The organism is Burkholderia stagnalis (genome assembly GCF_902830275.1).
Lineage (GTDB): Bacteria > Pseudomonadota > Gammaproteobacteria > Burkholderiales > Burkholderiaceae > Burkholderia > Burkholderia stagnalis.
In genome coordinates this window covers 171,674-196,405 of the sequence record NZ_CADESW010000016.1, presented here as the reverse complement: position 1 = coordinate 196,405, position 24,732 = coordinate 171,674, and the positions used below count along the sequence as shown (strand labels likewise).

General features: G+C 67.3%; 20 protein-coding genes and 1 riboswitch. Of the genes, 12 read left to right on the top strand and 8 right to left on the bottom strand.

The genetic code is table 11. From position 1 onward, the window contains the following. Both HWY45_RS25550 and HWY45_RS25545 read right to left on the bottom strand, forming a co-directional pair. Positions 1-4,196: two-partner secretion domain-containing protein (locus tag HWY45_RS25550; RefSeq protein ID WP_176118400.1), on the bottom strand; the 4,196-nt coding region annotated here is incomplete at its 3' end. Between the two features lie 561 nt (positions 4,197-4,757). Then, entirely contained in the window at positions 4,758-4,928 is a 171-nt protein-coding gene (locus tag HWY45_RS25545; RefSeq protein WP_155629012.1) for a hypothetical protein, read from the bottom strand. A gap of 886 nt (positions 4,929-5,814) precedes the next feature. Here HWY45_RS25545 and HWY45_RS25540 point away from each other — a divergent pair. From HWY45_RS25540 to HWY45_RS25510, 7 genes are all read left to right on the top strand, one after another. Next, a complete protein-coding gene (locus HWY45_RS25540) occupies positions 5,815-6,834 on the top strand; it encodes a LacI family DNA-binding transcriptional regulator (RefSeq protein WP_059802805.1) in 1,020 nt (339 codons plus the stop codon). 42 nt (positions 6,835-6,876) lie between these two features. Next, a complete protein-coding gene (locus HWY45_RS25535) occupies positions 6,877-7,905 on the top strand; it encodes an ABC transporter substrate-binding protein (protein ID WP_059802807.1) in 1,029 nt (342 codons plus the stop codon). Positions 7,906-7,920: 15 nt separating this feature from the next. Next, a complete protein-coding gene (locus HWY45_RS25530; RefSeq protein ID WP_059882768.1) occupies positions 7,921-8,745 on the top strand; it encodes an ABC transporter permease in 825 nt (274 codons plus the stop codon). Positions 8,746-8,755: 10 nt separating this feature from the next. After that, positions 8,756-9,649, top strand: coding sequence for an ABC transporter permease (locus tag HWY45_RS25525; RefSeq protein ID WP_059882770.1), 894 nt, complete (start codon positions 8,756-8,758; stop codon positions 9,647-9,649). An 11-nt stretch (positions 9,650-9,660) separates the two neighbouring features. Continuing rightward, entirely contained in the window at positions 9,661-10,692 is a 1,032-nt protein-coding gene (locus tag HWY45_RS25520) for an ABC transporter ATP-binding protein (RefSeq protein WP_059882772.1), read from the top strand. A 42-nt stretch (positions 10,693-10,734) separates the two neighbouring features. Beyond that, on the top strand, positions 10,735-11,559 hold the full coding sequence (locus HWY45_RS25515) for a phosphodiesterase (protein WP_059882884.1): 825 nt from the start codon (positions 10,735-10,737) through the stop codon (positions 11,557-11,559). 221 nt (positions 11,560-11,780) lie between these two features. Next, positions 11,781-12,986: an MFS transporter gene (locus HWY45_RS25510; protein ID WP_059882773.1), complete on the top strand. Its 1,206-nt coding sequence runs from the start codon at positions 11,781-11,783 to the stop codon at positions 12,984-12,986. A gap of 19 nt (positions 12,987-13,005) precedes the next feature. On the opposite strand, the gene HWY45_RS25505 is transcribed toward HWY45_RS25510, so the two are convergent. The 6 genes from HWY45_RS25505 to HWY45_RS25480 form a co-directional block, all read right to left on the bottom strand. Continuing rightward, the gene (locus HWY45_RS25505; protein WP_081069799.1) at positions 13,006-14,079 is read right to left on the bottom strand and encodes an EamA family transporter; all 1,074 of its coding nucleotides are present in this window, start codon (positions 14,077-14,079) and stop codon (positions 13,006-13,008) included. Positions 14,080-14,407: 328 nt separating this feature from the next. Continuing rightward, a complete protein-coding gene (locus HWY45_RS25500) occupies positions 14,408-16,177 on the bottom strand; it encodes an RICIN domain-containing protein (RefSeq protein WP_230946820.1) in 1,770 nt (589 codons plus the stop codon). 422 nt (positions 16,178-16,599) lie between these two features. After that, positions 16,600-16,818, bottom strand: a complete 219-nt coding sequence (locus HWY45_RS25495; RefSeq protein WP_059882775.1) for a hypothetical protein — start codon at positions 16,816-16,818, stop codon at positions 16,600-16,602. Between the two features lie 40 nt (positions 16,819-16,858). Further along, positions 16,859-17,647, bottom strand: a complete 789-nt coding sequence (locus tag HWY45_RS25490; protein ID WP_059882776.1) for a molybdopterin-dependent oxidoreductase — start codon at positions 17,645-17,647, stop codon at positions 16,859-16,861. 10 nt (positions 17,648-17,657) lie between these two features. Then, positions 17,658-18,290 carry a cytochrome b/b6 domain-containing protein gene (locus HWY45_RS25485; RefSeq protein WP_059802974.1) on the bottom strand — a complete coding sequence of 211 codons (633 nt, stop codon included), beginning with the start codon at positions 18,288-18,290 and terminating at the stop codon, positions 17,658-17,660. A gap of 190 nt (positions 18,291-18,480) precedes the next feature. Beyond that, positions 18,481-18,747: a pentapeptide MXKDX repeat protein gene (locus tag HWY45_RS25480; protein ID WP_059564825.1), complete on the bottom strand. Its 267-nt coding sequence runs from the start codon at positions 18,745-18,747 to the stop codon at positions 18,481-18,483. 257 nt (positions 18,748-19,004) lie between these two features. Then, positions 19,005-19,122: riboswitch (TPP riboswitch) on the top strand. A gap of 128 nt (positions 19,123-19,250) precedes the next feature. Between HWY45_RS25480 and thiC the strand changes: the two genes are divergently transcribed. The 5 genes from thiC (at position 19,251) to HWY45_RS25455 (ending at position 24,695) form a co-directional block, all read left to right on the top strand. After that, the gene (thiC, locus tag HWY45_RS25475; protein WP_059564824.1) at positions 19,251-21,182 is read left to right on the top strand and encodes a phosphomethylpyrimidine synthase ThiC; all 1,932 of its coding nucleotides are present in this window, start codon (positions 19,251-19,253) and stop codon (positions 21,180-21,182) included. A gap of 225 nt (positions 21,183-21,407) precedes the next feature. After that, positions 21,408-21,623, top strand: a complete 216-nt coding sequence (locus HWY45_RS25470) for a glycine zipper 2TM domain-containing protein (RefSeq protein WP_059882779.1) — start codon at positions 21,408-21,410, stop codon at positions 21,621-21,623. Between the two features lie 209 nt (positions 21,624-21,832). After that, entirely contained in the window at positions 21,833-22,087 is a 255-nt protein-coding gene (locus HWY45_RS25465) for a hypothetical protein (protein ID WP_059802826.1), read from the top strand. Between the two features lie 118 nt (positions 22,088-22,205). Continuing rightward, on the top strand, positions 22,206-23,135 hold the full coding sequence (locus HWY45_RS25460; protein ID WP_059882780.1) for a DMT family transporter: 930 nt from the start codon (positions 22,206-22,208) through the stop codon (positions 23,133-23,135). A 279-nt stretch (positions 23,136-23,414) separates the two neighbouring features. After that, a complete protein-coding gene (locus HWY45_RS25455; RefSeq protein ID WP_059882782.1) occupies positions 23,415-24,695 on the top strand; it encodes an EAL domain-containing protein in 1,281 nt (426 codons plus the stop codon). Positions 24,696-24,732 lie beyond the last annotated feature (37 nt).

Sequence of the window (24,732 nt, the reverse complement as noted above, 5' to 3'; positions counted from 1 at the left end):
TCCGTCAGCGTGTTGTAGTAGATCGTCTGCTGCTGACCGTTCACGGTCAGGACGAGCACGCGGTCCGTAGCATTCGAACCGCTTGATTGGGACACCACCTGCGCGCTGCTGAACGTGTCGTTGCGCGGGGTCTTATAGCCATAGTCGAATACCGCTTGCGTGCACGACGAATGCGAATTGGCATTGGTCGTCGCACACGCTATGTACTTGTCGCGCTTGGTTTCGTGCTTGCTCGTCGTGCCGGTCGTTTCGGTCGTGACCGTAGGCGCCGGGCGCGTATTGGTAAACGTGCCGGCCGCGAGTTCGACATTCCCTTGCGCTTCGATCGTCGATTGATCGTTCAGCACGTTTTGCGTGCGGTTGGCGAGCAACCCGTTAGCGTCGCGCTGGCCGTTCGCCGCGATATTGATATCGCCGACGCTGAACAGATTCGCGCCGCCCGTATTCGACAACTGATTCGTCGCGTACAGGTTCAATTGATTGGCGGCGGCGAAGACTGCGGCGGCCCCGGTATTGTTGATCGTGTTCGCGTTCGACGTGACGTTGGCACCGATGACTGTGCCCGTGTTGTTCAGCGTCGCGCTGTTGGTCGTAACCGTATCGCCTTCGATGCGGCCGGCGTTGTCGATCGTGCCGCCGTTCGCGTTGACCGTCGTGTTCGCGGAATTCAAATCCGCGCCGCTCTGGTTGTCGACGTTCGCCGCATTCACGGTGAGCGCGCCGTTGGCATCCAGCACGCCCTGGTTCGTCAGCTTGCCCGACGTGGTGAAATTCAAGTTGCCGTTCGCGTGCAGCCTGTTCGCTGCCGTCTGCGTGTAGTCGCTTCCGAGCGTGATCGAGCCATCGCGGCCTGCGATGATGGAACCGTCACCGGACAGCGTGCCGGCCGTCAGCGTCAGGTCTTGATCGCTACCGATCGCACCGCCCTGATTCGACAGCGCACCAGTCTGAATCGATACGCTGCCGCCGCTGCCGGCGTCGTTACCGATTTTGCCGGACGTATTGTCGATCGACGCGGCGTTCAGCGCCAGCGCGCCGTTTGCTCGAACAGATCCGTTCTGATTCGAAAGGCGGGCGTTCCCGCCGTTGAACATCAGATTATTCGCGGCCGACAATACGCCGCTGGCATTGTTCGCGTTATTGGCGACGTTCAACGTCAGGTCGTGGCCGGCCAGCGTCTGACCGCCTTGCGCATTCGTGAGCGATTGCGCGGTCAGCGTCACATCGCCGTTGCCGCCGATCGTGCCTGCGCCGGCTTTACCGGATGCGGCCGTGTTCGTAATCGACGTGCCGCCGTCGATCGTCGTCGCGCCCGTGCCGATATTTACGATCCGCCCGTCGCTGTTATCAATGCTCGTCCCGGACAATTGGAGCGTCGCCGTTGCGCCGTTCGCCTCGATTTGGCCGCCGTTGTTGAGCACTGCACCTTGCGCGGCAACCTTGAGGTTGTCCTTCGCCTGAATCAGGCCGGCCGCGTTCCCGAGCTGGCCGTTCGACTGCACCGACAACGATCGTGCGGCCAGCAACGAACCGTTTGAATTGTCGACCACACCGCCCGAAACCGACACATCGCCATTGCCGCCGATCGTGCCGCCCGCCGTGTTCGTCAGCGCGTTCGTCGCCGTGACGGACAGTGCATCCGTGCCGAGTGCTTTGACGGCACCGCCGTCGTTCGCCAAACTGTCGGCCGCGATCGTCAACGCGTGATTCGACTCGACGACACCCGTCTGGTTGTTGATCGCGCCTTGGGATTTGATCGTTACGCTGTCGGCACCGATGTAACCGGCCGCGCTGTTGTCCAACGACTGGACGCCAAGCGTAGCTTGCCGCTGCGCGGACAAGGTGCCGGCCTGGTTCGACAATGCTGCGGCGGTCAGCGCCAGCGCGCCATTGGTCGCGATGGAACCGCCCTGGTTCGACAACGCGCCCGTTGCGATCGTCAGCGTACCGCTACCGGCGTGTGCGATCTTGCCGTGATCGTTGATCAGCGTCGCAGGGGTGAGGCTCAGATCGGCGCTGTTCGTCCGTACGGTGCCCGAACGATTGTCGAGCGTGCCGGAAACCGCGATCGTGGTCGGGTTCGTGCCGGTCTGCGTGATCGCACCCGACCGGTTCGCGAGATCGGTTGCCGACAGCGACAACTGGCTTGCCTGTATCGAACCGGAACTATTGTCCAGATTGGTCGCGCGAACGTTTGCCAACGCGCCGGAAGAAATGCTGCCGGATGCGTTAGCCAGGTGCGTACCGGCGTCGATCGATGCGTTCCGACCGGCCGTCAGTGACCCGCTACCGTTGTCTATCGATTGCGCGCCGATGTTCAAATCGGTCGTGGCGCTGATCGATCCTTGGTTTGCGATGCTTCCGGCCTGTACCGTGACGCCGCCGTCACCGCCGATCACGCCGCCTTGTGCGCCGTTCGCGGTCGCGCCGGCCGCGTTGGTCAATTGCCCGCTCGTCGTGACCGACACACCACCACTATTGAGGGAAGCTACCCGGCCTGCGGAATTGTCCAGTGAGGCGCCAGCGATGGTAAGGCCCGCCGCCGACTGGATCGTCCCTTGATTGTTCGCAATCGCGCCGCCACGCACGTCCACCACGCTCTGCGAGACCAGCGTGCCGCTCTGATTCGCGATTTGACCGGACGACTGGATCGACAGCGGCCCCTGAGCCGAAATCTTGCCGCCTTGGTTCGATACACTGCTCGCCGTGAGCGTGACGCCGCTTTGGCTCGACAGGTTGCCGTGATCGTTGACGAGCGTCCCGGCCGCAGTTGCGTTGAGTGCGCCCTGTGCGCTTGTCGTCGCGTTCGACAGGTTGAGGTCGCCCGCGTTGGCGTTCAGCGTCAGGCTGCCGTTCGCAGCCGTATTGCTGCCGGCGACATTGACGCCGTAGCCTGTCAGCGAGGCATTGCCGCCCGCGATGTTCTGTCCGGTCGCGGCCAATTGACCCGTCGTCGTCACTTGGAGGTTGCCGCTTTGCGTAACAGCACCGCTGCTGTCCACGCCCGCGCCGAGCGCGCCAGTCGAATTCAGCGAACCCGCATTCACGCCGACGTTATGTTGTGCGGCAAGCGTGCCGCTGTTCGTCAGGTCCGCGCCGGTATTCATCGACACGGATTGCTGGCTGTAGGTCGTGCCGCTGTTCTCGATGCCGCCTGTTGCAGTTACTGCGACATTGCCGAGCGAACTGACCTTGCCCGACTGTACCAACCAACCGGCCGTGGTCAGCGTCAGGCCCGCCACATCCGCTGCGATGGTGCCAGCGTTCCGGACACCTACGCCGCCCTCCGTGCCCACCAAAAGGATGCGATTGCTGTACATCCCGCCCAATTGCGCTACGTCGATCGCAACGGCAGGCGCCGCACCATCCCCCTGAATTCGTGTCGCCTGGAGCGTGTCATGATTGAGCTGATTCGCACCAGCGATCACGTTCAGGTTCGATGCATAAATGGCTGCATTGGCCTGTACGGCTCTGGAAATGAGATCAACCTGATCCACATTCGTGGCATTCAGGCCCGCACCTTGTACCGTGATGAGGCCGCGTGTGACGTTGAAGCCCGCCAGCGAGCCGTCTGCATTCAGGTTCGGCGTGCCGGTCGTCAGGATTGCGCGCGAGGTATTGATAAAGCCACCACCGTCGACTACGAGACCCGACGGATTCGAGATGATCATCTCGGCTCTTTGGCCCGCAATCTCAACGTAGCCTTTCAGTTGTGAAGGGTTCGAGCTGTTGACCTGGTTGATAATGATCTTGGCAGCCGTGTTCGGGCCAAAATTCGGGTTCCCGTTGATGTAGCCTGCTTGCTGCGTGTTCGTTACCGTGGGCGAGTTGTTCACGATAACGCCAGCCTTCGGCACATCGAACTGCGAATAGGTGTTCAGCGATACACCCGCGCCGCTCGGCTTGGTGATGTTGACTTGCTGGAGACCGTTTTGCGTCTGGATCACTGATGGCGCATTTGCACCCGCGCCCACGACCTGCGCATTGACCCATATCGGCGCAACCCCAGACACGATCAGCGCCGCGAACACGGCGTGACGCAGCGCGAATTGCGCCACCGCGAGCCGCAAACTGCCACCAGCAGCCCGGACGGTTTCTCCCCTGTTCGCCTTCCCCGACGAACTAGCAGTCTCTTCGACTGCGATCAACATGCCCCGGACGCGGCTGAATACCAGACGATATTGGTTCTTATTCATGAATGCGGCAGGCGCTCTTTTCGAACGTCGAACGAGTAGATGCGAAACGTTTCGCGCAAGCACAGAAACGCTCACCAGCTGAAACCAATGCTGCCGAGCTTTCTCGATTCTTCTTTACTCGTGTTAGCGGGCGGAATGATGGTCTCTCACACCGTAAACTATCGAAATAATTGCCAGCACAGTGTCAGAGATTGCAAGGAAGTGCCGTGCTTCCCCCGACGGAGGTCGCCGTACAGACAGCAATTAACATACGCTGAAGCCGAATACAGGCCGAAACACTTGTCCTCCACTATAAAAATTTGACACTTCGAATACATTTTTTTGAAGCTTCACACAGACGATAATCAGCCGATAAACACACGTAACAACACCCGCGTCCGCGCGTTTCAATTTGAGTCCATATCCGCTACTCGAAACAAACATTCAAAATACGGAGATGTCTTGATAGAGGATGGAAGACGGGCAGATTAAATATTATCTCTTGACATTTTCGATCACGCGAATATTCAGATGACGCCATGTCGATCATGGATTGGCACATCACCCCGCCGCGTCTCCGATTTACAACACAAACGGTACTGACACCGTCCCGCTCCCCCTTCTCCTCTCGACTATCTCGCCGCTTTCGCACTCGTCTTCCTCGGCTGTGCGTTGCTCGCCGCCCGTCATTGCAAGTATGTAGGGAAGGTCCGGCGCGATACCCATCCCCGTGTACGGGAGATCCGGATCCATGCGTGAGCGTCCTCCGTTCTTTCCGTACGACAACGAGGACGAGGACGATATGTTGCACACCGCCTGCACGGTCTGCGTCAGCCAACAGAGCCGGACGAACGCGAATCGCCGCGCTAGCGGCTAGTATTGGAGAGAGGGTATTCCGTGTCCGTCGTGCGAGTCGTTCCGCACTGAACAGCGTCACGTCGCGCGGCGGATCTGCAGCGCAGTCGGTGCTGCGGCCGGCGCCATGAGCGGCGCCGCTGCCGCGCTATTCGGTGCGGAGACCGGCGCGGCAGCACGCAGACGATGTTAGAAGTAAATCTGGTGCCGGGGACCGGACTCGAACCGGCAAGCCAGTTAAGGCGGCGGATTTTCGTCACACTGCTTCTTTCGAAGCCGGCGTCGTCTGGAGCGATGCCGTTCGTGCGCTGGACTATGCCTTCGCCATTGCGTGCGGGACGACGCTGTCGCCCGTGCGCCTTAGGCGCCCCCCGTCTAGTCTCTACACCTTCCTCGCGTGCGCGTGCGCCGCGAGGCTTGGCTCGGCGTTGCCTCGATGCATCGCATCAGGGGTTTCGCCGAATTTGAAGGGTTCTGCACCGGCCGTTTCCGGCTGGGCACTCAAACTTTTAAGTCCGCTATGTTTACCAATTTCATCACCCCGGCAAGGGCGGACGGGATTCTACCACTGCTCGCCCCGCCGTTACGCATTTGACCCTGTCGAACCCGGCCGGATTCGACCATGCTCGCACCGCCACCGATACAATAGCGCCCGCACCGCCGCCTCGTCCTTCACACGATTCACGCGCGCGCACCGCTCCGATGCGCCCCCTTCACGCGTCATCGGAAGGTCATAAACGTTTTCGATAATGCCCTCGCCGAAAACGTTTACATCGCGCCCCTCATGCCCCCGACCATCAAGGATGTCGCCGCGCTTGCCGGCTTCTCGATCGCCACCGTGTCGCGTGCGATCAACGCGCCGCATACCGTCAGCCCGTCTACGCTCGCGGCGATCCGCACCGCGATCGACACGCTGAAATTCCGCCCGAGCCCACTTGGCCGCCAGTTGCGCGGCGAGCGCACGCGGCTCGTCGGCGTCGTGCTGCCGACCCTCGCGAACCCCGTATTCGCCGACTGCCTGCAAGGGATCGACGAGCTCGCGACCGCGGCCGGCTTCAAGCTGATCCTGATGACGACCGAGTACGACGCGGCGCGCGAGCGCCACGCGATCGAGACGCTGCGCGAGCAGCGCGTCGAAGGGCTGATCCTCACGGTCGCCGATGCGGACACGCATCCGCTGCTCGACATGCTCGACCACGACGGCCCGCATTACGTGCTGATGCACAACGACACGCAGCGCCGCCCGTCGGTGTCGGTCGACAACCGCCGCGCCGCGTACGACGGCGTGCGCATGCTGACCGCAAGCGGCCATCGCCGCGTGCTGATGCTCGCCGGCTCGCTCGCGGCGTCCGATCGCGCGCGGCAGCGCCATCTCGGTTACGCGCAGGCGCTCGAGGAAAGCGGCATCGCGCCGCTGCCGCCGGTCGAGGTCGACTTCAACGCGCCCGAGCTGCCCGACGCGGTGCTCGCGCACCTGACCGCACGCACGACGCGCCCGACCGCGCTGTTCTGCAGCAACGACCTGCTGGCGATGGTCGTGATGCGCGGCCTGCGGCGCGCGGGCTTCTCGATTCCCGACGACATCTCGGTGCTCGGCTTCGACGGCATCGCGATCGGCGAGCTGCTCGCGCCGCCGCTCGCCAGCATCGCGTCGCCGAATCGCGACATCGGCCGGCACGCGTGGCAGCGCCTCGTCGAATCCATCGGCGGCAAACCCGTCGAGCGCGCCTCGCGGATCCTGCCGCACACGGTGCGCGACGGCGCGACGGTCGCGCCGGCCGCCCGCCAGCTTCGCGAAGCCTGAGCGCGCCGCCCCTCCCTCACACGCCCACCCGGAGACCATAACGTGACACTTCGACTGTCGTCCCTGCTGCGCGCGCTCGCCGCGCCGCTCGCCTGCGCCGCCCTGCTCGCCGGCGCACCGTCCGCCCACGCGGAAGACACCGCGATCTGCTACAACTGCCCGCCCGAATGGGCCGACTGGGCCGCGCAGATCGCCGCGATCAAGCACAAGACCGGCGTGCGCGTGCCGTTCGACAACAAGAATTCGGGCCAGGCGATCGCGCAGCTGATCGCCGAGCAGAAGAGCCCGGTCGCGGACGTCGTCTATCTCGGCGTGTCGTCGGCGTTCCAGGCGAAGGACAAGGGCGTGATCGCGCCGTACAAGCCCGCGCACTGGAACGACATCCCGGCGAACCTGAAGGACCCGCAGGGCTACTGGTTCGCGATCCACTCGGGCACGCTCGGCTTCTTCGTGAACAAGGACGCGCTCGACGGCAAGCCGGTGCCGCGCTCGTGGGCCGACCTGCTGAAGCCTGAATACAAGGGCATGGTCGGCTACCTCGATCCGTCGAGCGCGTTCGTCGGCTACGCGGGCGCGGTCGCCGTCAACCAGGCGCTCGGCGGCACCCTCGAGAACTTCAAGCCCGCGCTCGACTGGTTCCGCAAGCTGAAGGCCAACGCGCCGATCGTGCCGAAGCAGACCGCGTACGCGCGCGTGCTGTCGGGCGAGATTCCGATCCTGCTCGACTACGACTTCGACGCGTACCGCGCGAAGTACAAGGACAACGCAAACGTCGAGTTCGTGATTCCGAAGGAAGGCACGATCGCGGTGCCGTACGTGATGAGCCTCGTGAAGGGCGCGCCGCACGACGCGAACGGCCGGAAGGTGCTCGACTTCGTGCTGTCCGACGAAGGCCAGAAGCTGTGGGCGAGCGCGTACCTGCGCCCGGTGCGCGCGCAGGCGCTGAGCGCCGACGTCGCGTCGAAGTTCCTGCCGGCGAGCGACTACGCGCGCGCGAAGCCCGTCGACTTCGGCAAGATGGCCGCCGGCCAGCAGGCGTTCGGCCAGCAGTACCTGCAGATCATGCAGTAACGGCAGGACGCAACGATGCCCGACCTGACTTTCCCGCTGCGCTGGCGCATCGCGCTCGTCGCGCCCGCGCTCGCGGTGTTCGCCGCGTTCTGGCTGCTGCCGATGGTCGCGCTCGCGCGCGTGTCGGCCGACGGCGCGTTCGTCGCGCAGTATGCGGCGCTGCTCGGCAACGCACGCTACATGAAGAGCCTCGGCGAGACGGTCGCGCTGTCGGCGGCCGTCACGCTCGCGACGCTCGTGCTGTCGACGATCTCGGGCCTGCTGCTCGCGCGCCGCGCGTTCGCGGGCAAGCGCGTGCTGCTCGCGCTGCTCACGTTCCCGCTCGCGTTTCCGGGCGTCGTCGTCGGCTTCATGGTGATCATGCTCGCCGGGCGGCAGGGGCTGGTCGGGACGCTGTCCGCGAAGCTCACCGGCGACAAGTGGGTGTTCGCGTATTCGGTGGCGGGCCTGTTCGTCGGCTACCTGTACTTCTCGATTCCGCGCGTGATCGTCACCGTGATCGCGGCAGCGTCGAAGCTCGACCCGTCGCTCGAGGAAGCGGCGCGCTCGCTCGGCGCGTCGCCGTGGCGCATCCTGCGCGACATCGTGCTGCCCGCGCTCGCGCCGGGCCTGATCGCGGCCGGCGCGATCTGCTTCGCGACCGCGATGGGCGCGTTCGGCACCGCGTTCACGCTCGCGACCGACCTGAACGTGCTGCCGATGACGATCTACACCGAGTTCACGCTGAACGCGAACATCGCAACGGCCGCCGGCCTGTCGATCGTGCTCGGCGTCGTCACGTGGGCCGTGCTCGCGCTCGCGCGCCGCTTCACCGGCCACACCGCGGCAGCCGCCGCCTGAGGGTCATCCGATGCATTCGCTTTCCGATTCTTCCACGCCCTCCCCCGCGCCCGCTCACACGAGCGCCGCTGCCCGGCGCGCGCCGCGCGTCACCGGCGCCCGCGCGCTCGCCGCGCTGCAATGGGGCGTCACGCTGCTGCTGTGCGCGTTCCTGATCGTGCCGGTCGTGATGTCGGTGCTCGCGGGGCTGACGGTCAACTATTTCCGCGGCCTGTCGAGCGGCCTCACGCTGCGCTGGCTCGAACAGGTGTGGCAGCAGTATCACGGCTCGGTCGCGTTGTCGCTGTACGTCGCGTTCGCGACGCTCGCGATCGTGCTCGTCGCCGGCGTGCCGGCCGGCTACGCGCTCGCGCGCAGCGAAAGCCGCGCCGCGCGCATCATCGAAGAAGCGCTCGTGCTGCCGATCGCGCTGCCGGGCCTGGCCTCCGCGCTCGCGCTGCTGGTCGTCTACGGCGGCTTCACCGCGTTCCGGATGAGCCCGTGGTTCATCGTCGCGGGCCACGCCGTGTTCACGCTGCCGTTCATGGTGCGCGCGGTCGCGGCCGTCGCGGCGGGCGCCGACCTGCGCACGCTCGAAGAAGGCGCGGCGAGCCTTGGTGCATCGTTCGTCACGCGCTTCGTGACGATCGTGCTGCCGAACCTGCGCCCCGGCATCGTCGCGGGCGCGCTCGCCGTGCTCACGCTGTCGATCGGCGAATTCAACCTCACGTGGATGCTGCACACGCCCGACACGAAGACGCTGCCGGTCGGCCTCGCCGACACCTACGCGTCGCTGCGTCTCGAAGTCGGCAGCGCGTACACGATCCTGTTCCTGCTGATGACGCTGCCGCTGCTCGTCGCGATGCAGTGGCTCGGCGTCGACCCGTCCGGCACGCGCGCGTCGAAGCAGCGCGGCAAGCGTTGACCAAAGCTCACATGAAACTCGATTCCATTCCGATCACCCTGACCCGCTGCGCGAAGACGTTCCGCGGCACCCGCGTGCTCGAGCCGCTCGACCTGTCGATCGGCGCGGGCGAGACGCTCGTGCTGCTCGGCCCGTCGGGCTGCGGCAAGACCACGACGCTGCGCCTGATCGCGGGCCTCGACACGCCGGACGCCGGCGGCACGATCGCGTTCGGCGGCGACGACGTCACCGCGCTGCCGATCGAGCGCCGCCAGGTCGGCATGGTGTTCCAGAACTACGCGCTGTTTCCGAACCTGACGGTGCGCGGCAACGTCGGCTACGGGCTGAAGATCCGCAAGACCGAGCTGCGCGTGCTGCGCGAGCGCGTGGACGACCTGCTCGCGATGATGCGGCTCGACGCGCACGCGGACAAGCCGATCGACCAGCTGTCCGGCGGCCAGCGCCAGCGGGTCGCGCTGGCGCGCGCGCTCGCGGTGCGGCCGCGCGTGCTGCTGCTCGACGAGCCGCTCACCGCGCTCGACGCGAAGCTGCGCGACGCGCTGCGCCGCGAGATGAACGCACTGCTGCGCGAGCTGGGCGTGACGACCGTCTACGTGACGCACGACCAGGCCGAGGCGATGGAGCTCGGCGACCGCATCGTCGTGATGAGCGCGGGCCGCATCGAGCAGATCGGCACGCCGCGCGACATCTACTACCGGCCCGCGAACCGCGCGGTCGCGCAGTTCATCGGCACGCTGAACCGCCTTGCGGGAGAATGGAAGAACGGTGCGCTCGTGACGACGGGCGGCGCGATCGCCACGCCGCACGCCGCCGACGAATGGTTCTTCCGGCCCGAGGATGCGCAGCTCGCCGATCCGGCGCATGCGCCGTTGCGCGGCGCGATCGGCGCATGCGCGTTCCTCGGCGAGCGCACCCGGCTCACGATCGAGCATGCGGCGCCCGACGCGCTCGTGATCGACGTGCCGGGCCGCGTCGAGCTCGCGCGAGGCACGGCGGTCGGCATCACGGTCGCGCCCGAGGGGCTGATCGCGCTCGCCGCGTGACACCCTCTCCCCCACGATAACCAGACGATCCGAGGAATGACGATGCTGCTTGCACACATCAGCGATCTGCATATCAAACGGCCGGGCATGCTGGCGTACCGGCGCGTCGACACCGCCGCCGCGCTCGCGCGCTGCATCGCGCGCCTGAACGCGCTCGAGCCGCGCCCCGACGCGGTGCTCTTCACCGGCGACCTGACCGATTTCGGCCATGACGACGAATACCGCCATCTGCGCGCGCTGCTCGCGCCGCTCGAGATTCCGTACTTCCTGATGGTCGGCAATCACGACGATCGCGCGGCGCTGCGCCGCGCGTTCGCCGAGCGGGCCGAATGGCGGGACGGCGAGTTCGTGCAGTATGCGTTCGACGTCGGCGCGGTGCGCGTGCTCGCGCTCGATTCGCAGGTGCCCGGCACGAGCGTCGGCGACCTGTGCGACGCGCGCCTCGCATGGCTCGCGGCCCAGCTCGACGCCGCGCGCGCACGGCCCGTGATCGTCGCGCTGCATCACCCGCCGTTCGCGTCGGGGATCGGCCACATGGATGCGCTGCGGCTCGCGCCCGCCGCCGCCGCGAAGCTCGACGCGCTGCTGCGCGGCCATCCGAACGTCGAGCGCGTGCTGTGCGGCCACGTGCACCGGACGATGTTCGCGCGCTTCGGCGGCACGATCGCGTCGGCGGTGCCGGCGCCCGCGCACCAGGTCGCGTTCGACCTGCGCGACGGCGCGCCGTCGGCGTTCCGGCTCGAGCCGCCCGCGTTCGCCGTGCATCGCTACACGCCCGAAACGGGCATGGTCACGCATCACGTGTATGTCGACGAGGGCGACGGCCCGTATCCGTTCTACGAACCGACGGGCGAACTCGTCGACTGAGCGCCGCCTTGGCGGCCTTTCCGGCGCCGCGGCGGCCGTTGCCGCGGCGCATGCCGCGACGGCTCCGCCGGGGCGGCGCCCGCCTCCCGCCAGGCCCGGCCATCGCCGGCACGTTTCGCACGGCTCCGGTATCATCGGCTCCCCCGCCCGATGCCCGGCGCGCGCCGCCGCCAGCCGCCGCGCCGCGCGGGTCACGTCACACCCGAGCGCTCCGTATCGCCATGTCCTCCATCGCCCCCGATCATCCGACCCACGGCACCGCGTCGCCGCACTACTCGCGCAGCCTGCTGTTGCTGCTCGCGACGATCGCGGGCGTGTCGGTCGCGAACATCTACTACAACCAGCCGCTCCTCGACAGCTTCCGCGCGTCGTTTCCGGGCCACGCGTCGTGGATCGGCGCCGTGCCGACCGCGACCCAGCTCGGCTACGCGGCCGGGATGTTCCTGCTCGCGCCGCTCGGCGACCGCTTCGACCGCCGCACGCTGATCCTGCTGCAGATCGCCGGCCTGTCGGCCGCGCTGATCGCGGCGGCCACCGCGCCGTCGATCGCGGTGCTCGCCGCCGCGAGCCTGGCGATCGGCGTGCTCGCGACCATCGCGCAGCAGGCGGTGCCGTTCGCCGCCGAAATCGCGCCGCCCGCCGCGCGCGGGCAGGCGGTCGGCACCGTGATGAGCGGCCTGCTGATCGGCATCCTGCTTGCGCGCACGGCGGCCGGCTTCGTCGCCGAATACTTCGGCTGGCGCGCGGTGTTCGGCGCGTCGGTCGCGGCGCTCGTCGCACTCGCCGCGGTGATCGTGCTGCGCCTGCCGCGCAGCTCGCCGACGTCGACGCTGCCGTACGGCAAGCTGCTCGGCTCGATGTGGCATCTCGCGGTGGAATTGCGCGGGCTGCGCGACGCGTCGCTGACGGGTGCGGCGATCTTCGCGGCGTTCAGCGCGTTCTGGCCGGTGCTGACGCTGCTGCTCGCGGGCGCCCCGTTTCATCTCGGGCCGCAGGCGGCCGGCCTGTTCGGCATCGTCGGCGCGGCCGGCGCGCTCGCCGCGCCGTATGCGGGGCGCTTCGCCGACGCGCGCGGGCCGCGCGCGATCATCTCGCTCGCGATCGCGCTGGTCGCGGCGTCGTTCGTGATCTTCGCGCTGTCGGGCGCGAGCATCGCGGGGCTCGTGATCGGCGTGATCGTGCTCGACGTCGGCGTACAGGCCGCGCAGATCTCGAACCAGTCGCGCATCTACGCGCTGAAGCCCGACGCGCGCAGCCGCGTCAACACGGTGTACATGGTGTGCTATTTCATCGGCGGCGCGCTCGGCTCGTCGGCCGGCGTGCTCGCGTGGCGCGCGTTCGGCTGGACCGGCATGTGCGCAGCGGGGCTGCTGTTCGCCGCGCTCGCGGGCGGGTTCCACCACCGCGGCGGCCGGCACGGCGGCTGACGCGCCGCGCGCGTCGGCGTTACAGATCGTCGGAGGCCGGGGATGCGGGGGCTGACGCGGGCACCGACCCCGGCCCTGGCGTCGATGCGGGTGCGGGTGCGGGTGCGGACGCGGATGCCGGTGCCGGTGCAGGCGCCGGTGCGCTCGCGGCAGCCGCTTGCGACGCGCGCTTGCGGGCCGGATCGAACACGAACGACAGCCCGACGCTGCCGAGGATCGCGAGCGTCGCGATCACGGTCGCCATCGTCACCGGCTCGCCGAGGAACAGCGCGCCGAGCGCGACCGCGACGATCGGGTTCACGTACATGCAGCTGCTGGAAATGATCGGGCTCGTGTGGCGAATCAGGTAGCCGTACGCGACATACGCGGCCATCGTGCAGAACACCATCAGGTACACGAACGCGAGCACCGGCAGCACCGCGAATTGCTCGATGCGCTCGCCGAGCATGAACGCGGCGAACGTCGACATCAGGCCGCCCAGGCCGATCTGCAGCGACGTCGACAGGAACAGGTCCGACGGCAGCTTGAGGCGCGTTGCGAGATGCGCGCCGCCCGCCCAGAACAGCGCGCCGGCCAGCACGGAGATCGTGCCGAGCGCCGAGTTCGCGGCGGCCGCGCCGCCCGAGTTCAGCACGACGATGCCGACCATCCCGAGCGCGACCGCCGCCCACTCGCCCTTCGTCACCGGCCGGCCGGCCACCGCCGCGATCACGGTCGCGAACAGCGGCACGGTGGCGACCATCACCGCGGCCGAGCCGCTGCTGACGGTGCGCATCCCGAGCGCGATCGTCCCGGACGACAGCGCGACCAGCATCGTGCCGACGATCGCCGAATTGCGGATCTCGACGAGCGTCGGCCACTGCGGCTTGCGGCGCAGCGCGAAGACGAACAGCCCGATCCCGCCGAGCAGGTTGCGCAGCCCGGACAGCAGCAGCGGCGGGAACGACTGCAGCGCGACGTGCAGCCCGAGATAGGTCGAGCCCCACACGAAGTAGATGAACACGAGCGCCAGCGCGACGCGCCCGCCGCGGCTTTGCGGCAGGCGCAGCGGATGACGCGTGAAGAAATCGAGGAGTCGGTCGAGCGGGCCCATCGTCAGCCTGCCCGCGCGGCGCGCCGCGTGCCTCGCAGAAAGACGCCGGAACAACCGGCAAACGGCCCGGACGGGGCCAGGGCGGCGGAGGCAAACGTGCGGAACGACATGACAGTGCGAACGGCGACGAAGTAAACCGGCGGGGCCGGCGGCAGAGGGACAAAAAAAGGTGCGCAACCGCTGCGGCTGCGCACGCCTGGCATTATGGCATCAAGGATTCGAAAGGAAGCGGGCGTCCTGCCTGAAAGGTTGCCGACTGACGTTTCGGCGCGACACCCGGCCGGGCGCCTGCGCTCGTCCCGCCTCCCGGGGCTGGTACGGCGCGCAGTCAGCGGACCGCCTCGACCTGCATCACAGCGCCGCTGTCATCGGCCGACAGCACGGTGATGCGCCGCCCGGACACCGTGTCGACGAGCGACTTGCCGGGCATCAACGGCGCGTCCTTCATGCCGTCCTTGCTGTCCGGCGTCGCGTCGACGAGCGTGTTCTGAATGCTGCCGCCCGGATAGCGGACGATCCGCACGGCTACGCCGTTGGCGAACGGCGACGTATCGGGCCAGTCTTCGTACGTGCCCTTCGCCCCCCGCGGTCGACGGAACTCGAGCACCAGGTAGGAGCCATCGCCGCGCGGCAGGCGATAGCCCTGCTTGCCCGGCAGCGCACTCCAGAGCGGAGCAAGGCGGTAGGTGCCCGGCTTCAGGAGCAGCGGCACGTCCGTCTCGTCGAGCCACCCGGCGAACAGCTGGTAATCGACGGGATACATGCGCCGGCCGCCGCCGCCCACCGGGTCGGCCGGATCGTCGATGCCGCCCGTCGCGCAGCCTGCGCCGAGCATGACCGTGCCGCCCTCGACCGGGCAATTCCGCAGCGAATCGGGATGCCCCGCGCCGAGCCCGTGACCGAATTCGTGCGCCCACATCCAGTACGCGTGGCCGGAACCGTTCGACAGAATCCATTGCCCCGGCCGCGCCGCCAGTCCGGCGAATTTGCATTCGCTGGAACGCGGGAAGTCGACGAACAGATAGTCGTACGCGCCGGGATCGACGCCGCGCGCTTGCGCGGCAGCCCGCGCCTGACCGAGGATGGCGCCCGAATTGCATCCGGCCGGAAACGCGCCGAGATCGACGTTCGCGAGCATCGTGCCACCGAGCGTCAGTTTGCCCCGCGACGCCAATCCGACATAGTGCGCGAGCGAAGCGAAATCCGCACCGTCGCCGAAGACTGCCTTGCGGACCGGCTCGGCAGGATTCGCCGTCTGGCCGGTGAAATGCGCCGACATCAGCAGCACCCGGCGATTGCCCGTCACGATTCGCATCGGCGACGGCAATTCGCCGTCGTAGGTCCAGCGCGCGGCAGGCTGGTCGACGGCCGGCAGCATCGCGAGCGTGCGGTCCGTCGATTGCAGCGAAGCGCCTCCGCCGACATCCGACCAGTGCTTGTTCTGCATCGTGAACGAGCCATTCGCGTCAACGTCCGCGCGCCACAGCCGCGTCGTCGGGAAATCGGTGCCGTCGCACGGCCACATATTGACCGTGCCCGGTTTCCACGGGGCCGCGCGCAGACAGACGTCCCTGCCCTGCGATTCGGTGAACACGTTCTTCACCTTGAAATAGCCGCTCGCGGCCCGCTCCATGCGCCAGCGCTGCGCGTCCGCGCCCGAGCACGACTGGAATCCGACATATGTGCCGTTGCTCGTCGAAACCGCCAGGCAGAGATTTTTACCGGTTGCCAGGTTCCTGATCTCGAGGCTCGTGTCGAGTGGTGCGGGTGGATCAGGCGGCGGTTCGATCGGTGCAGGTTCGATCGGTGCGGGCGGCACGATCGGTGCAGGTGGTTCGATCGGTGCAGGTGGTTCGATCGGTGCAGGCGGCACGATCGGTGCGGGCGCTTCGGGCAGATCCGGCGCCGGCGCCAGTGGCGGTCCGTCGACCTCCGGCGGCTCGGGCTGCTGCGAAAACGCCGGATCCGAAGGCGCCCCTGGCTCGTCGGACACCGCGACGGTATCCGCAATGACCTCGTGCCCCTGCTGCGCCTCCCTTTCCTGCGCGACGACAGCGGGTGCGCCGGAGTCGTCCCCTCCGCAGGCCGACAACGTCATACCCGTGACCACGCAGAGCAAAGTGAACGACCAACGACGGCGGAATATGACAAGACTCATGTTCGATGATTCTCCACGTAACAGTTCGAGAGGGAACCCGCGCACGAACCAGCCGGCCGGACATGCATGCCTGGCCTTCAATTCGCAATGCAGAAAAATGAGATGGGCTCCGCTGCACGCCGATGCGGATTGATCGACGCATGCCGCGGCAATGAGCGCGGCACTGGCAGCTAGTGCGAACGTGTCGCAATCGCAGAGCCAATGCTAGATTCCCCACGATGCGCGAACAATGAGACATGTACGAATTTCGTCAGCTTCCCGACGCGACGCCCACGGCACAGCGTCGAAAGCCGCTTGCGCGCCTGACTGAATGCGATCGGCGGACGGTTCGGCGGGACGGCTTCTTTCCGGATGGGCCAGCCTCAGGCCGCGAAGCTGTTCGGCATCACATGGCCGCGTGTGTTCGGCCGGATGCGCGCGATCGCGCGGCCGCTCGACACCGCGCTTCTTGAAAGCAGGCGCGAAATCGGCCCGGACGCGAATTCCGCCGCCTGCCGGCAGCGCTGCGCGCAACCAATGGCCGCACCGCAGAAGCGCGCGATTTCCGTGTCCAGGCTCGCCGGCGAGACCGGCCTTCGCATGGCCCCGCCGCGCAACACGGCGGCGAGGCCGCGGCCGCGCCTACGATCCGCCGAACCAGTTGTACCCCTGGTCGACCCAATACCCGCCCGGGTACGTATCGGTCACGAAGATCTCCATGATGTGCTTCGGGTTCTTGTAGCCGAGCTTGGTCGGCATCCGCAGCTTCATCGGGAATCCGAATTCCGCCGGCAGCCGCTGCCCGTCGTACTCGAAGGTCAGCAGCGTCTGCGGATGCAGCGCGGTCGGCATGTCGATGCTTTCGTAGTAATCGTCCGCGCATTTGAAACCGACGTATTTCGCGTGGATGTCCGCGCCCGCGCGCCGCAGGAACGCGCCGAACGGCGTGCCGCCCCAGCGCCCGATTGCGCTCCACCCTTCGACGCAGATGTGCCGCGTGATCTGCTCCGCATGCGGCAGCTCGTACAGCTCGTCGAGCGTCCACACGCGCTTACCGGTCACGCGGCCGGACAGCACGAGCTTGTACGTCGACGCATCGACATGCGGCACCTCGTCGATCCCGTAGTACGCGTTGAACGGGAACGGCCGCGTCAGGTCGGCTTCGGTGTAGGTCGGCGCGAGCCGGTCCGGGCTGAACAGCCAGGCCTGCACGCGGTCGTTCATGCGCGACACCTTCTCGAGGAACGTGTTCACGGATGCGTCGTCCTGCAGCGAGCAGCCGGACAGCATCGCGAGGCCGCCGAGCGTCAGGATGCGCCGGTTGAACAGCCGCCGCGACGGCATCGCGAGCTCGCGGCGCACGTCGAGCGCGAGCGCCTGGCGGTCGAGCGTCCAGCGCGTCGGGGCGCGCTTGTCTTCGGGTTCGGACATGATGATCTCCCTAGCGCCCGCGCAGCATCGCGAGCAGCGAGCGCGGCACCAGCAGCGCCATCGCGACATGCACGACGAAGAACGCGACCAGCACCGACATCGCCCAGAAATGCACGACGCGCGCGTTGTCGTAGCCGCCGAGCAGCGTGCGCAGCAGCGGGAACTGCACCGATTTCCAGATCACGAGGCCGGACAGCACCAGCACGACGAGATCCAGGATCGCCGTCAGGTACGCGACGCGCTGCACCGCGTTGTAGACGCTCAGGTCGTCGTGCGCGAGCTTGCCGCGCAGCGCCGCGACCAGGTCGCGCAGCACGGCCGCCGGCGTGACCGGGAAGAACTTGCGCGCGATGCGCCCGGTCGCGAGCGCCATCGTCAGGTAGAACAGCCCGTTGCCGGCGAGCAGCCACATCGCCGCGAAATGCCATTGCAATGCGCCGCCGAGCCAGCCGCCCAGCGTGATGCCGTGCGGGAACGCGAACGGCGGGTAGATCGGCGACGCATCGTAGATGCGCCAGCCGGACAGCACCATCACGAGCGCCGCGAGCGCATTGAGCCAGTGGCTCACGCGCACCCACAGCGGGTGGATGGGCCGGGCGGGCGGCGACGCAGCCGCACGGCCCGTGGCGGGAACGGTTTGCATGGTGAAAACTCCTTCGGTGCGCGGCGCGGCCGCGCCAACGGCCTGCACGACGTGTGCGTCCGCGCAGGCCTGTTCGGCCACCTGCGGCACGGCGAGCGTGCACAACGCACGACGAACCGCGCCGACGATGCGTCCGCGCACGCGCCGGCCGCGTGCAGCGCGGTGGCCGGCCACGCGTGCGGACCTCCCGTCAGTTGGACGGGCTCATCTTGTCGCCCTGCATCGGCTTGCCCATCTCGTCGTTCGACATGGCGCCCTTCTTCATCGCGTCCTTCTTCATCGCATGCTTCTTCATGCCATCCTTCTTCATCGCATCGCCTTTCGCCATCGCGTCGTGGCCCATCGCGTCCTTCGACATCGGCGCCTGATCCTTCGACATCGCGTCGCTCTGCGCGTAGGCGCCCGTCACCGCGAATGCGAGGCCGGCGACACAGGCTGCCATCAGTGCTTTTTTCATGACTTCACTCCAGTACATGGGTTTGAGGAGCCGAATAGACGGACGACGCGACGCGATATGACAGGCCATCGCGAAAAATTTTTTCGCGGCGTGCGCAGCAGCCCGATGCTGCATTGCGCCGCGGCGTCCGCGCGGCCGCCGCTCCACGTGCGGCGCGCGCCGTGCCACCCACGCATGCCGCGCGATGCTGCGGCCGCGCGCCCGGCACGGAACTGTCCCCGGTTGAAACCGCCGCGAAGCCGGTGTATCGTGTGCGCTTGCTAACGCGGGGGTCCTGCAATGCGCTCGGTCAACAAACCGGCACTTGCGGGTGAGAAATACCCTTTGAACCTGATCTGGGTAATGCCAGCGCAGGGAAGCGTACGGGCTTCGCCGCCATTCCTTCTGACGAATCCCGCCGCCTCACGAATCTCGTCTCCTGCTTAGCTCGCGCCCCACAACAGCTTTGCACGGGGCCCGATCGAGCGCTCAAGCGCCGGTTCGGGTCGCCCACAGGAGATCGCATGAACGCCAATCCGAAGTTTCTTTCCGCCGACGCCCACGTCGACGCCGCAGCCGTCGCCCCGCTGCCGAATTCGCGCAAGGTCTACGTCACCGGTTCGCAGCCCGACATCCGCGTGCCGATGCGCGAAATCACGCAGGCCGACACGCCGACCGGCTTCGGTGGCGAAAAGAATCCGCCGATCTACGTTTACGATACGTCGGGCCCCTATACAGATCCAGACGCGAAGATCGACATTCGCGCAGGCCTGCCCGCGCTGCGCCAGCGCTGGATCGAAGCGCGCGGCGACACCGAGACGCTGCCGGGCCTCACCAGCCAGTACGGCCTCGAACGCGCCGCCGACCCGGCCACGGCCGACCTGCGCTTCCCGGGCCTGCACCGCAACCCGCGCCGCGCGCAAGCCGGCAAGAACGTCACGCAGATGCACTACGCCCGGCAAGGCATCGTCACGCCGGAAATGGAGTACATCGCGATCCGCGAGAACCAGCGCCGCGCCGAGTACCTGGAAAGCCTGAAGGCGAGCGGCCCGAACGGCGCGAAGCTCGCCGCGATGATGGGCCGCCAGCACCCGGGCCAGGCGTTCGGCGCCGCCGCGTTCGGCCCCAATGCGCTGACCGAGATCACGCCGGAATTCGTGCGCTCGGAAGTGGCGTGCGGCCGCGCGATCATCCCCGCGAACATCAACCACCCGGAATCGGAGCCGATGATCATCGGCCGCAACTTCCTCGTGAAGATCAACGCGAACATCGGCAACTCGGCCGTCACGTCGTCGATCGGCGAGGAAGTCGACAAGATGACGTGGGCGATCCGCTGGGGCGGCGACACGGTGATGGACCTGTCGACCGGCAAGCACATCCACGAAACGCGCGAGTGGATCATCCGCAACAGCCCGGTGCCGATCGGCACGGTGCCGATCTACCAGGCGCTGGAAAAGGTCAACGGCAAGGCCGAGGACCTGACCTGGGAAATCTTCCGCGACACGCTGATCGAACAGGCCGAGCAAGGCGTCGACTACTTCACGATCCATGCGGGCGTGCGCCTGCAGTACGTGCCGCTCACCGCGAACCGGATGACGGGCATCGTGTCGCGCGGCGGCTCGATCATGGCGAAGTGGTGCCTCGCGCATCACAAGGAAAGCTTCCTGTACGAGCATTTCGAGGAAATCTGCGAAATCATGAAGGCGTACGACGTGAGCTTCTCGCTCGGCGACGGCCTGCGCCCCGGCTCGATTTACGACGCGAACGACGAGGCGCAGCTCGGCGAGCTGAAGACGCTCGGCGAGCTCACGCAGATCGCGTGGAAGCACGACGTGCAGGTGATGATCGAAGGCCCCGGCCACGTGCCGATGCAGCTGATCAAGGAAAACATGGACCTGCAGCTCGACTGGTGCAAGGAAGCGCCGTTCTACACGCTCGGGCCGCTCACCACCGACATCGCGCCGGGCTACGACCACATCACGTCCGGCATCGGCGCCGCGATGATCGGCTGGTTCGGCACCGCGATGCTGTGCTACGTGACGCCGAAGGAGCACCTCGGCCTGCCGAACAAGGACGACGTGAAGGAAGGCATCATCACGTACAAGCTCGCCGCGCACGCGGCCGACCTCGCCAAGGGCCACCCGGGCGCGCAGGTGCGCGACAACGCGCTGTCGAAGGCGCGCTTCGAGTTCCGCTGGGAAGACCAGTTCAACCTGGGCCTCGATCCGGACAAGGCACGCGAATTCCATGACGAAACGCTGCCGAAGGATTCGGCGAAGGTCGCGCATTTCTGCTCGATGTGCGGCCCGCACTTCTGCTCGATGAAGATCACGCAGGACGTGCGCGAGTTTGCAGCGCAGCAAGGCGTGTCCGAAACGGAAGCGCTGAAGAAAGGCATGGAGGTCAAGGCCGTCGAGTTCGTCAAGACCGGCGCCGAGATCTATCACCGGCAGTAAGCGCAGCAGCCGGCGCCGGATCGCGCCGCAATGCACAAAGCCCGCTTTCGAGCGGGCTTTTTTCATCCCGCGTGCCTGCCGCGGGTCGGGAAACAATTGATTACGAAAGCGCGAATGCCCTAACAAGTCCTTACAGCAGCGGCCAGGGCCGGCGCGTAGATTGGGTTCATGTACGGCCACCGATCGGCCGTGCGGCCTCCGTTCACAACATCAAGGACAGCGATCATGAATTCGATTCGGCGTATTGGGGTATGTGCGCTGCTCGTCGCGACGATGGCCAGCAGCCTGACGGCCTGCGACTCGATGACGAGACGCCAGCGCGACACGGCCATCGGCGCGGGCGTCGGCGGCGTCGCGGGTGCGGCGATCGGCGGCAATGCCCTGTCGACCCTCGGCGGCGCGGCTGCCGGCGGCCTCATCGGCAACCAGATCGGCAAGTAAACCGGCCGCCCGCTCGCAGGGCGCCGCGTGATCTGAAGAACGGCGTTTTCGCGGCGCGGAAGCGCCGTTTTTGCGTGCAAGCCAGGGGCTTGCCATATGCCCCCGGAGCGGATCACGAAATGATCCGTTACCGTTTTGCACACCGTGTCACACGCGCACGGCCTAAGCTGAAGCATCGGCACCAAACCAGCCTTGCCGGGGGAACCATCATGACCAGGACTTTCGTCGCAGCAGCACTCGCGTGCGCGTCCCTCGCCGGCTGCTATTACCCGTACGGCTACTATCCGTCAGGCTATTACGCGGCCGCGCCGGTGCCGACCGCGCCGGCCTACGTCGAACCCGCGCCCGCCTACTACTATCCGGCGCCGGCCTACGCACCGGCCTACGGCGGCTGGTGGGGCCCGGCGGTGTCGCTCAATTTCGGCTTCGGCGGCCGCCACGGCGGCGGCTGGCGCCATCGCTGACAGCCACCGGCCGGGGGCTGACTGCCGCTTCTTGCCATTTCATTCGATCGTGAAACGTGGGCCGGGCCGCGCGGTGTAAGATTCATCGCATCCCCTCCGCCGCCCCAAGCCCCACGCGATGTCACCCAAAAACGCTGTCCTGCTGACCATCCTCGCTGCCCTGTGGGGCGCATCGTTCCTGTTCATCCGGATCGGCGTCGCCGAGCTCGGCGTCGCCCCGCTGATGGCGCTGCGCGTCGGCATCGGCGCGCTGTTCCTGGTCGGCCTCGCGCTGACCCGCATGAAACCCGCCGAGCTTGGCACGCAACTGCGCCAGCGCGCGTGGCCGCTGTTCGTCGTCGGCGCGCTCAACTCGAGTGTGCCGTTCTGCCTGTTCGCGTTCGCCGAGCTGACGCTGTCGGCCGGCGTGACGTCGGTGATCAATGCAACCGCGCCGCTGTGGGTCGCGCTCGTCGCTTACCTGTGGCTGAAGGACAAGCTGTCGCTGCCGCGCGCGCTCGGCCTCATGATCGGCTTCGCCGGTGTGCTGACGCTCGTCTGGGACCAGGTGGCGAACGCGCACGGCGGCGCGGGCGCCGGCGCGACGATGCTCGCCGCCGCCGCGGCGCTCGGCGCGACGCTGCTGTACGGCATCGCGGCCAACTACACGAAGCGCAAGCTCGGCGGCGTCGACCCCATCGTCAGCGCGACCGGCAGCATGATCGGCTCGACGGTGCTGCTGCTGCCGTTCGCGATCGCGACGTGGCCAGCCGCGCCGGTCAGCGCGCACGCGTGGGGCTCGGTGCTCAGCCTCGGCATCGCGTGCACGGGCATCGCGTATTTCATCTACTTCCACCTGATCGCGCACGTCGGGCCGGCCCGCGCGATCACCGTGACCTTCGTGATCCCGGTGTTCGGCCTGCTGTGGGGCGCGCTGTTCCTGGGCGAACGCGTATCGGCCGTGATGCTGGAAGGCTGCGCGATCGTGCTCGTCGGCACCGCGCTCGCGACCGGCGTGATCCGGCGGATCCCGGGCATCCGGTCGCGCGGCGGCGGCGAAGCGGCCTGACGGGCGGCGCGTGCGCGGCGCACGTCGCCGCGTCGCCACGTCGCACAACCTTGATCTGCGTCGACGTTCGTGCGTGTTTCCCGGCCCGGCCGGCTTGTCTGCGGCTTGCGTGTGGAGTTACCCTGATACGCGAACCGGCCGGTTCTCGCTACACTCCGAACAATTATCCGCAGGAGGCGGTCAAGATGGACCTCGTTCTACCGCGCCTGCCTGCGCGTGCGGCCGCTTCGGCGACGCACCGCGCCGCCGGGCGGCCGTCCGTCCCTGCGCGCCGCTGACATGACGCAGATCCGCGGTCTCTCGCTCGAATCCCTGCTCGAACGCCTGACGCCGACGCCCAGCGGCTGGGTGACCGACTACCGCGGCGTGACGCTGCGCAGCGTGTTCCAGCCGGTGCTGTCGATCACGCACAAGCGCGTCGTCGGCTACGAAGCGCTGCTGCGCATCGTCGACGCATCCGGCTCGACGGTCTCGCCCGGCGCGCTGTTCGACAAGACGCGCGGCGTCGCCGACGCCCTGCTGCTCGACCGCCTCGCCCGCTGCCTGCATACCGCCAATTTCGTCTCGCAAGGCATCGGCGACGGCTGGCTGTTCCTGAACGTGACGCCGCGCGTGCTCGACTCCGGGCTCGTGCAGCGCGAGTTCGTCGAATCGCTGTGCAAGCATTTCGCGTTGCCGCCGAACCGCATCGTGCTCGAAGTCGTCGAGCAGCCGTCGCGCGACGAAGCCGCGCTCGCCCGCACGATCGACATGATCCAGCACCGCAACTTCCTGATCGCGATCGACGATTTCGGCACCGGCTTTTCGAATTTCGACCGCGTATGGCGCGCGAAGCCCGACATCGTCAAACTCGACCGCTCGCTCGTCGAGCGCGCGACGTGGGCCGCCGACGACCGCCGCATCATGCACCACCTCGTGTCGATGCTGCATCAGGCCGGCGCGATGGTGCTGGCCGAAGGCGTCGAGAGCGACGACGCGCTGCAGGCGCTGATGGAGGCGGACATCGATTTCGTGCAGGGCTTCCAGTTCGGCCAGCCGGACCCGTCGATCGCGCGCGCGAGCGCCGCGGCGCCCGCGATGCTCGACGCCGCGTGGAAGCGCTTCATCGCACGCCGCCGCGCGCAGACGAGCGCCGAGCAGCCGGGCTTCGACGCGATCGAGCGCCTTGTGCTCGCCGGCGCGGCCACCTTCGCCTCGACCGACAGCCTGCCCGAAGCCGCGCAGCGCGTGTTCGTGGTGCCGTCGGCGCGCCGCGTGTTCGTCACGAACGAGATCGGCGAACAGTTCCTGCCGTCGATCGGCGCCCAGCCGGACGACCGCAATCCGGCGACCACGCGCTTGTCGCCGCTCTTTCCGGAGACGCACAGCAACTGGTCGCGCCGCCCGTACTTCCAGCGTGCGATCGCCGCACCGGGCCGCGTCGCGCTGATGGGCCCGCACTTCTCGCTGACCGAAGGCCGCGATTGCTATACGGCCGCCGTCGCGACGCGTGCGCACGACCGGCTCGTCGTGTTCTGCGTCGACTTCGTGCTCGACAGCGCGGGCACGGTGATGCGCTGAGCGCGGCTGGCGACGGCGTCGCGCCGCCCGCCTCAAT

Excerpts from the sequence above, each read along its gene's own strand:
- HWY45_RS25530 (WP_059882768.1), top strand. The coding sequence starts at position 7,921 with ATGCCCGACCTGACTTTCCCGCTGCGCTGGCGCATCGCGCTCGTCGCG.
- HWY45_RS25470 (WP_059882779.1), top strand. The coding sequence starts at position 21,408 with ATGAATTCGATTCGGCGTATTGGGGTATGTGCGCTGCTCGTCGCGACG.
- HWY45_RS25515 (WP_059882884.1), top strand. The coding sequence starts at position 10,735 with ATGCTGCTTGCACACATCAGCGATCTGCATATCAAACGGCCGGGCATG.
- thiC (WP_059564824.1), top strand. The coding sequence starts at position 19,251 with ATGAACGCCAATCCGAAGTTTCTTTCCGCCGACGCCCACGTCGACGCC.
- HWY45_RS25465 (WP_059802826.1), top strand. The coding sequence starts at position 21,833 with ATGACCAGGACTTTCGTCGCAGCAGCACTCGCGTGCGCGTCCCTCGCC.
- HWY45_RS25520 (WP_059882772.1), top strand. The coding sequence starts at position 9,661 with ATGAAACTCGATTCCATTCCGATCACCCTGACCCGCTGCGCGAAGACG.
- HWY45_RS25500 (WP_230946820.1), bottom strand. The coding sequence starts at position 16,177 with ATGACGTTGTCGGCCTGCGGAGGGGACGACTCCGGCGCACCCGCTGTC.
- HWY45_RS25540 (WP_059802805.1), top strand. The coding sequence starts at position 5,815 with ATGCCCCCGACCATCAAGGATGTCGCCGCGCTTGCCGGCTTCTCGATC.
- HWY45_RS25455 (WP_059882782.1), top strand. The coding sequence starts at position 23,415 with ATGACGCAGATCCGCGGTCTCTCGCTCGAATCCCTGCTCGAACGCCTG.
- HWY45_RS25525 (WP_059882770.1), top strand. The coding sequence starts at position 8,756 with ATGCATTCGCTTTCCGATTCTTCCACGCCCTCCCCCGCGCCCGCTCAC.
- HWY45_RS25545 (WP_155629012.1), bottom strand. The coding sequence starts at position 4,928 with ATGGATCCGGATCTCCCGTACACGGGGATGGGTATCGCGCCGGACCTT.
- HWY45_RS25480 (WP_059564825.1), bottom strand. The coding sequence starts at position 18,747 with ATGAAAAAAGCACTGATGGCAGCCTGTGTCGCCGGCCTCGCATTCGCG.
- HWY45_RS25505 (WP_081069799.1), bottom strand. The coding sequence starts at position 14,079 with ATGGGCCCGCTCGACCGACTCCTCGATTTCTTCACGCGTCATCCGCTG.
- HWY45_RS25510 (WP_059882773.1), top strand. The coding sequence starts at position 11,781 with ATGTCCTCCATCGCCCCCGATCATCCGACCCACGGCACCGCGTCGCCG.
- HWY45_RS25495 (WP_059882775.1), bottom strand. The coding sequence starts at position 16,818 with ATGCGAAGGCCGGTCTCGCCGGCGAGCCTGGACACGGAAATCGCGCGC.
- HWY45_RS25490 (WP_059882776.1), bottom strand. The coding sequence starts at position 17,647 with ATGTCCGAACCCGAAGACAAGCGCGCCCCGACGCGCTGGACGCTCGAC.
- HWY45_RS25485 (WP_059802974.1), bottom strand. The coding sequence starts at position 18,290 with ATGCAAACCGTTCCCGCCACGGGCCGTGCGGCTGCGTCGCCGCCCGCC.
- HWY45_RS25460 (WP_059882780.1), top strand. The coding sequence starts at position 22,206 with ATGTCACCCAAAAACGCTGTCCTGCTGACCATCCTCGCTGCCCTGTGG.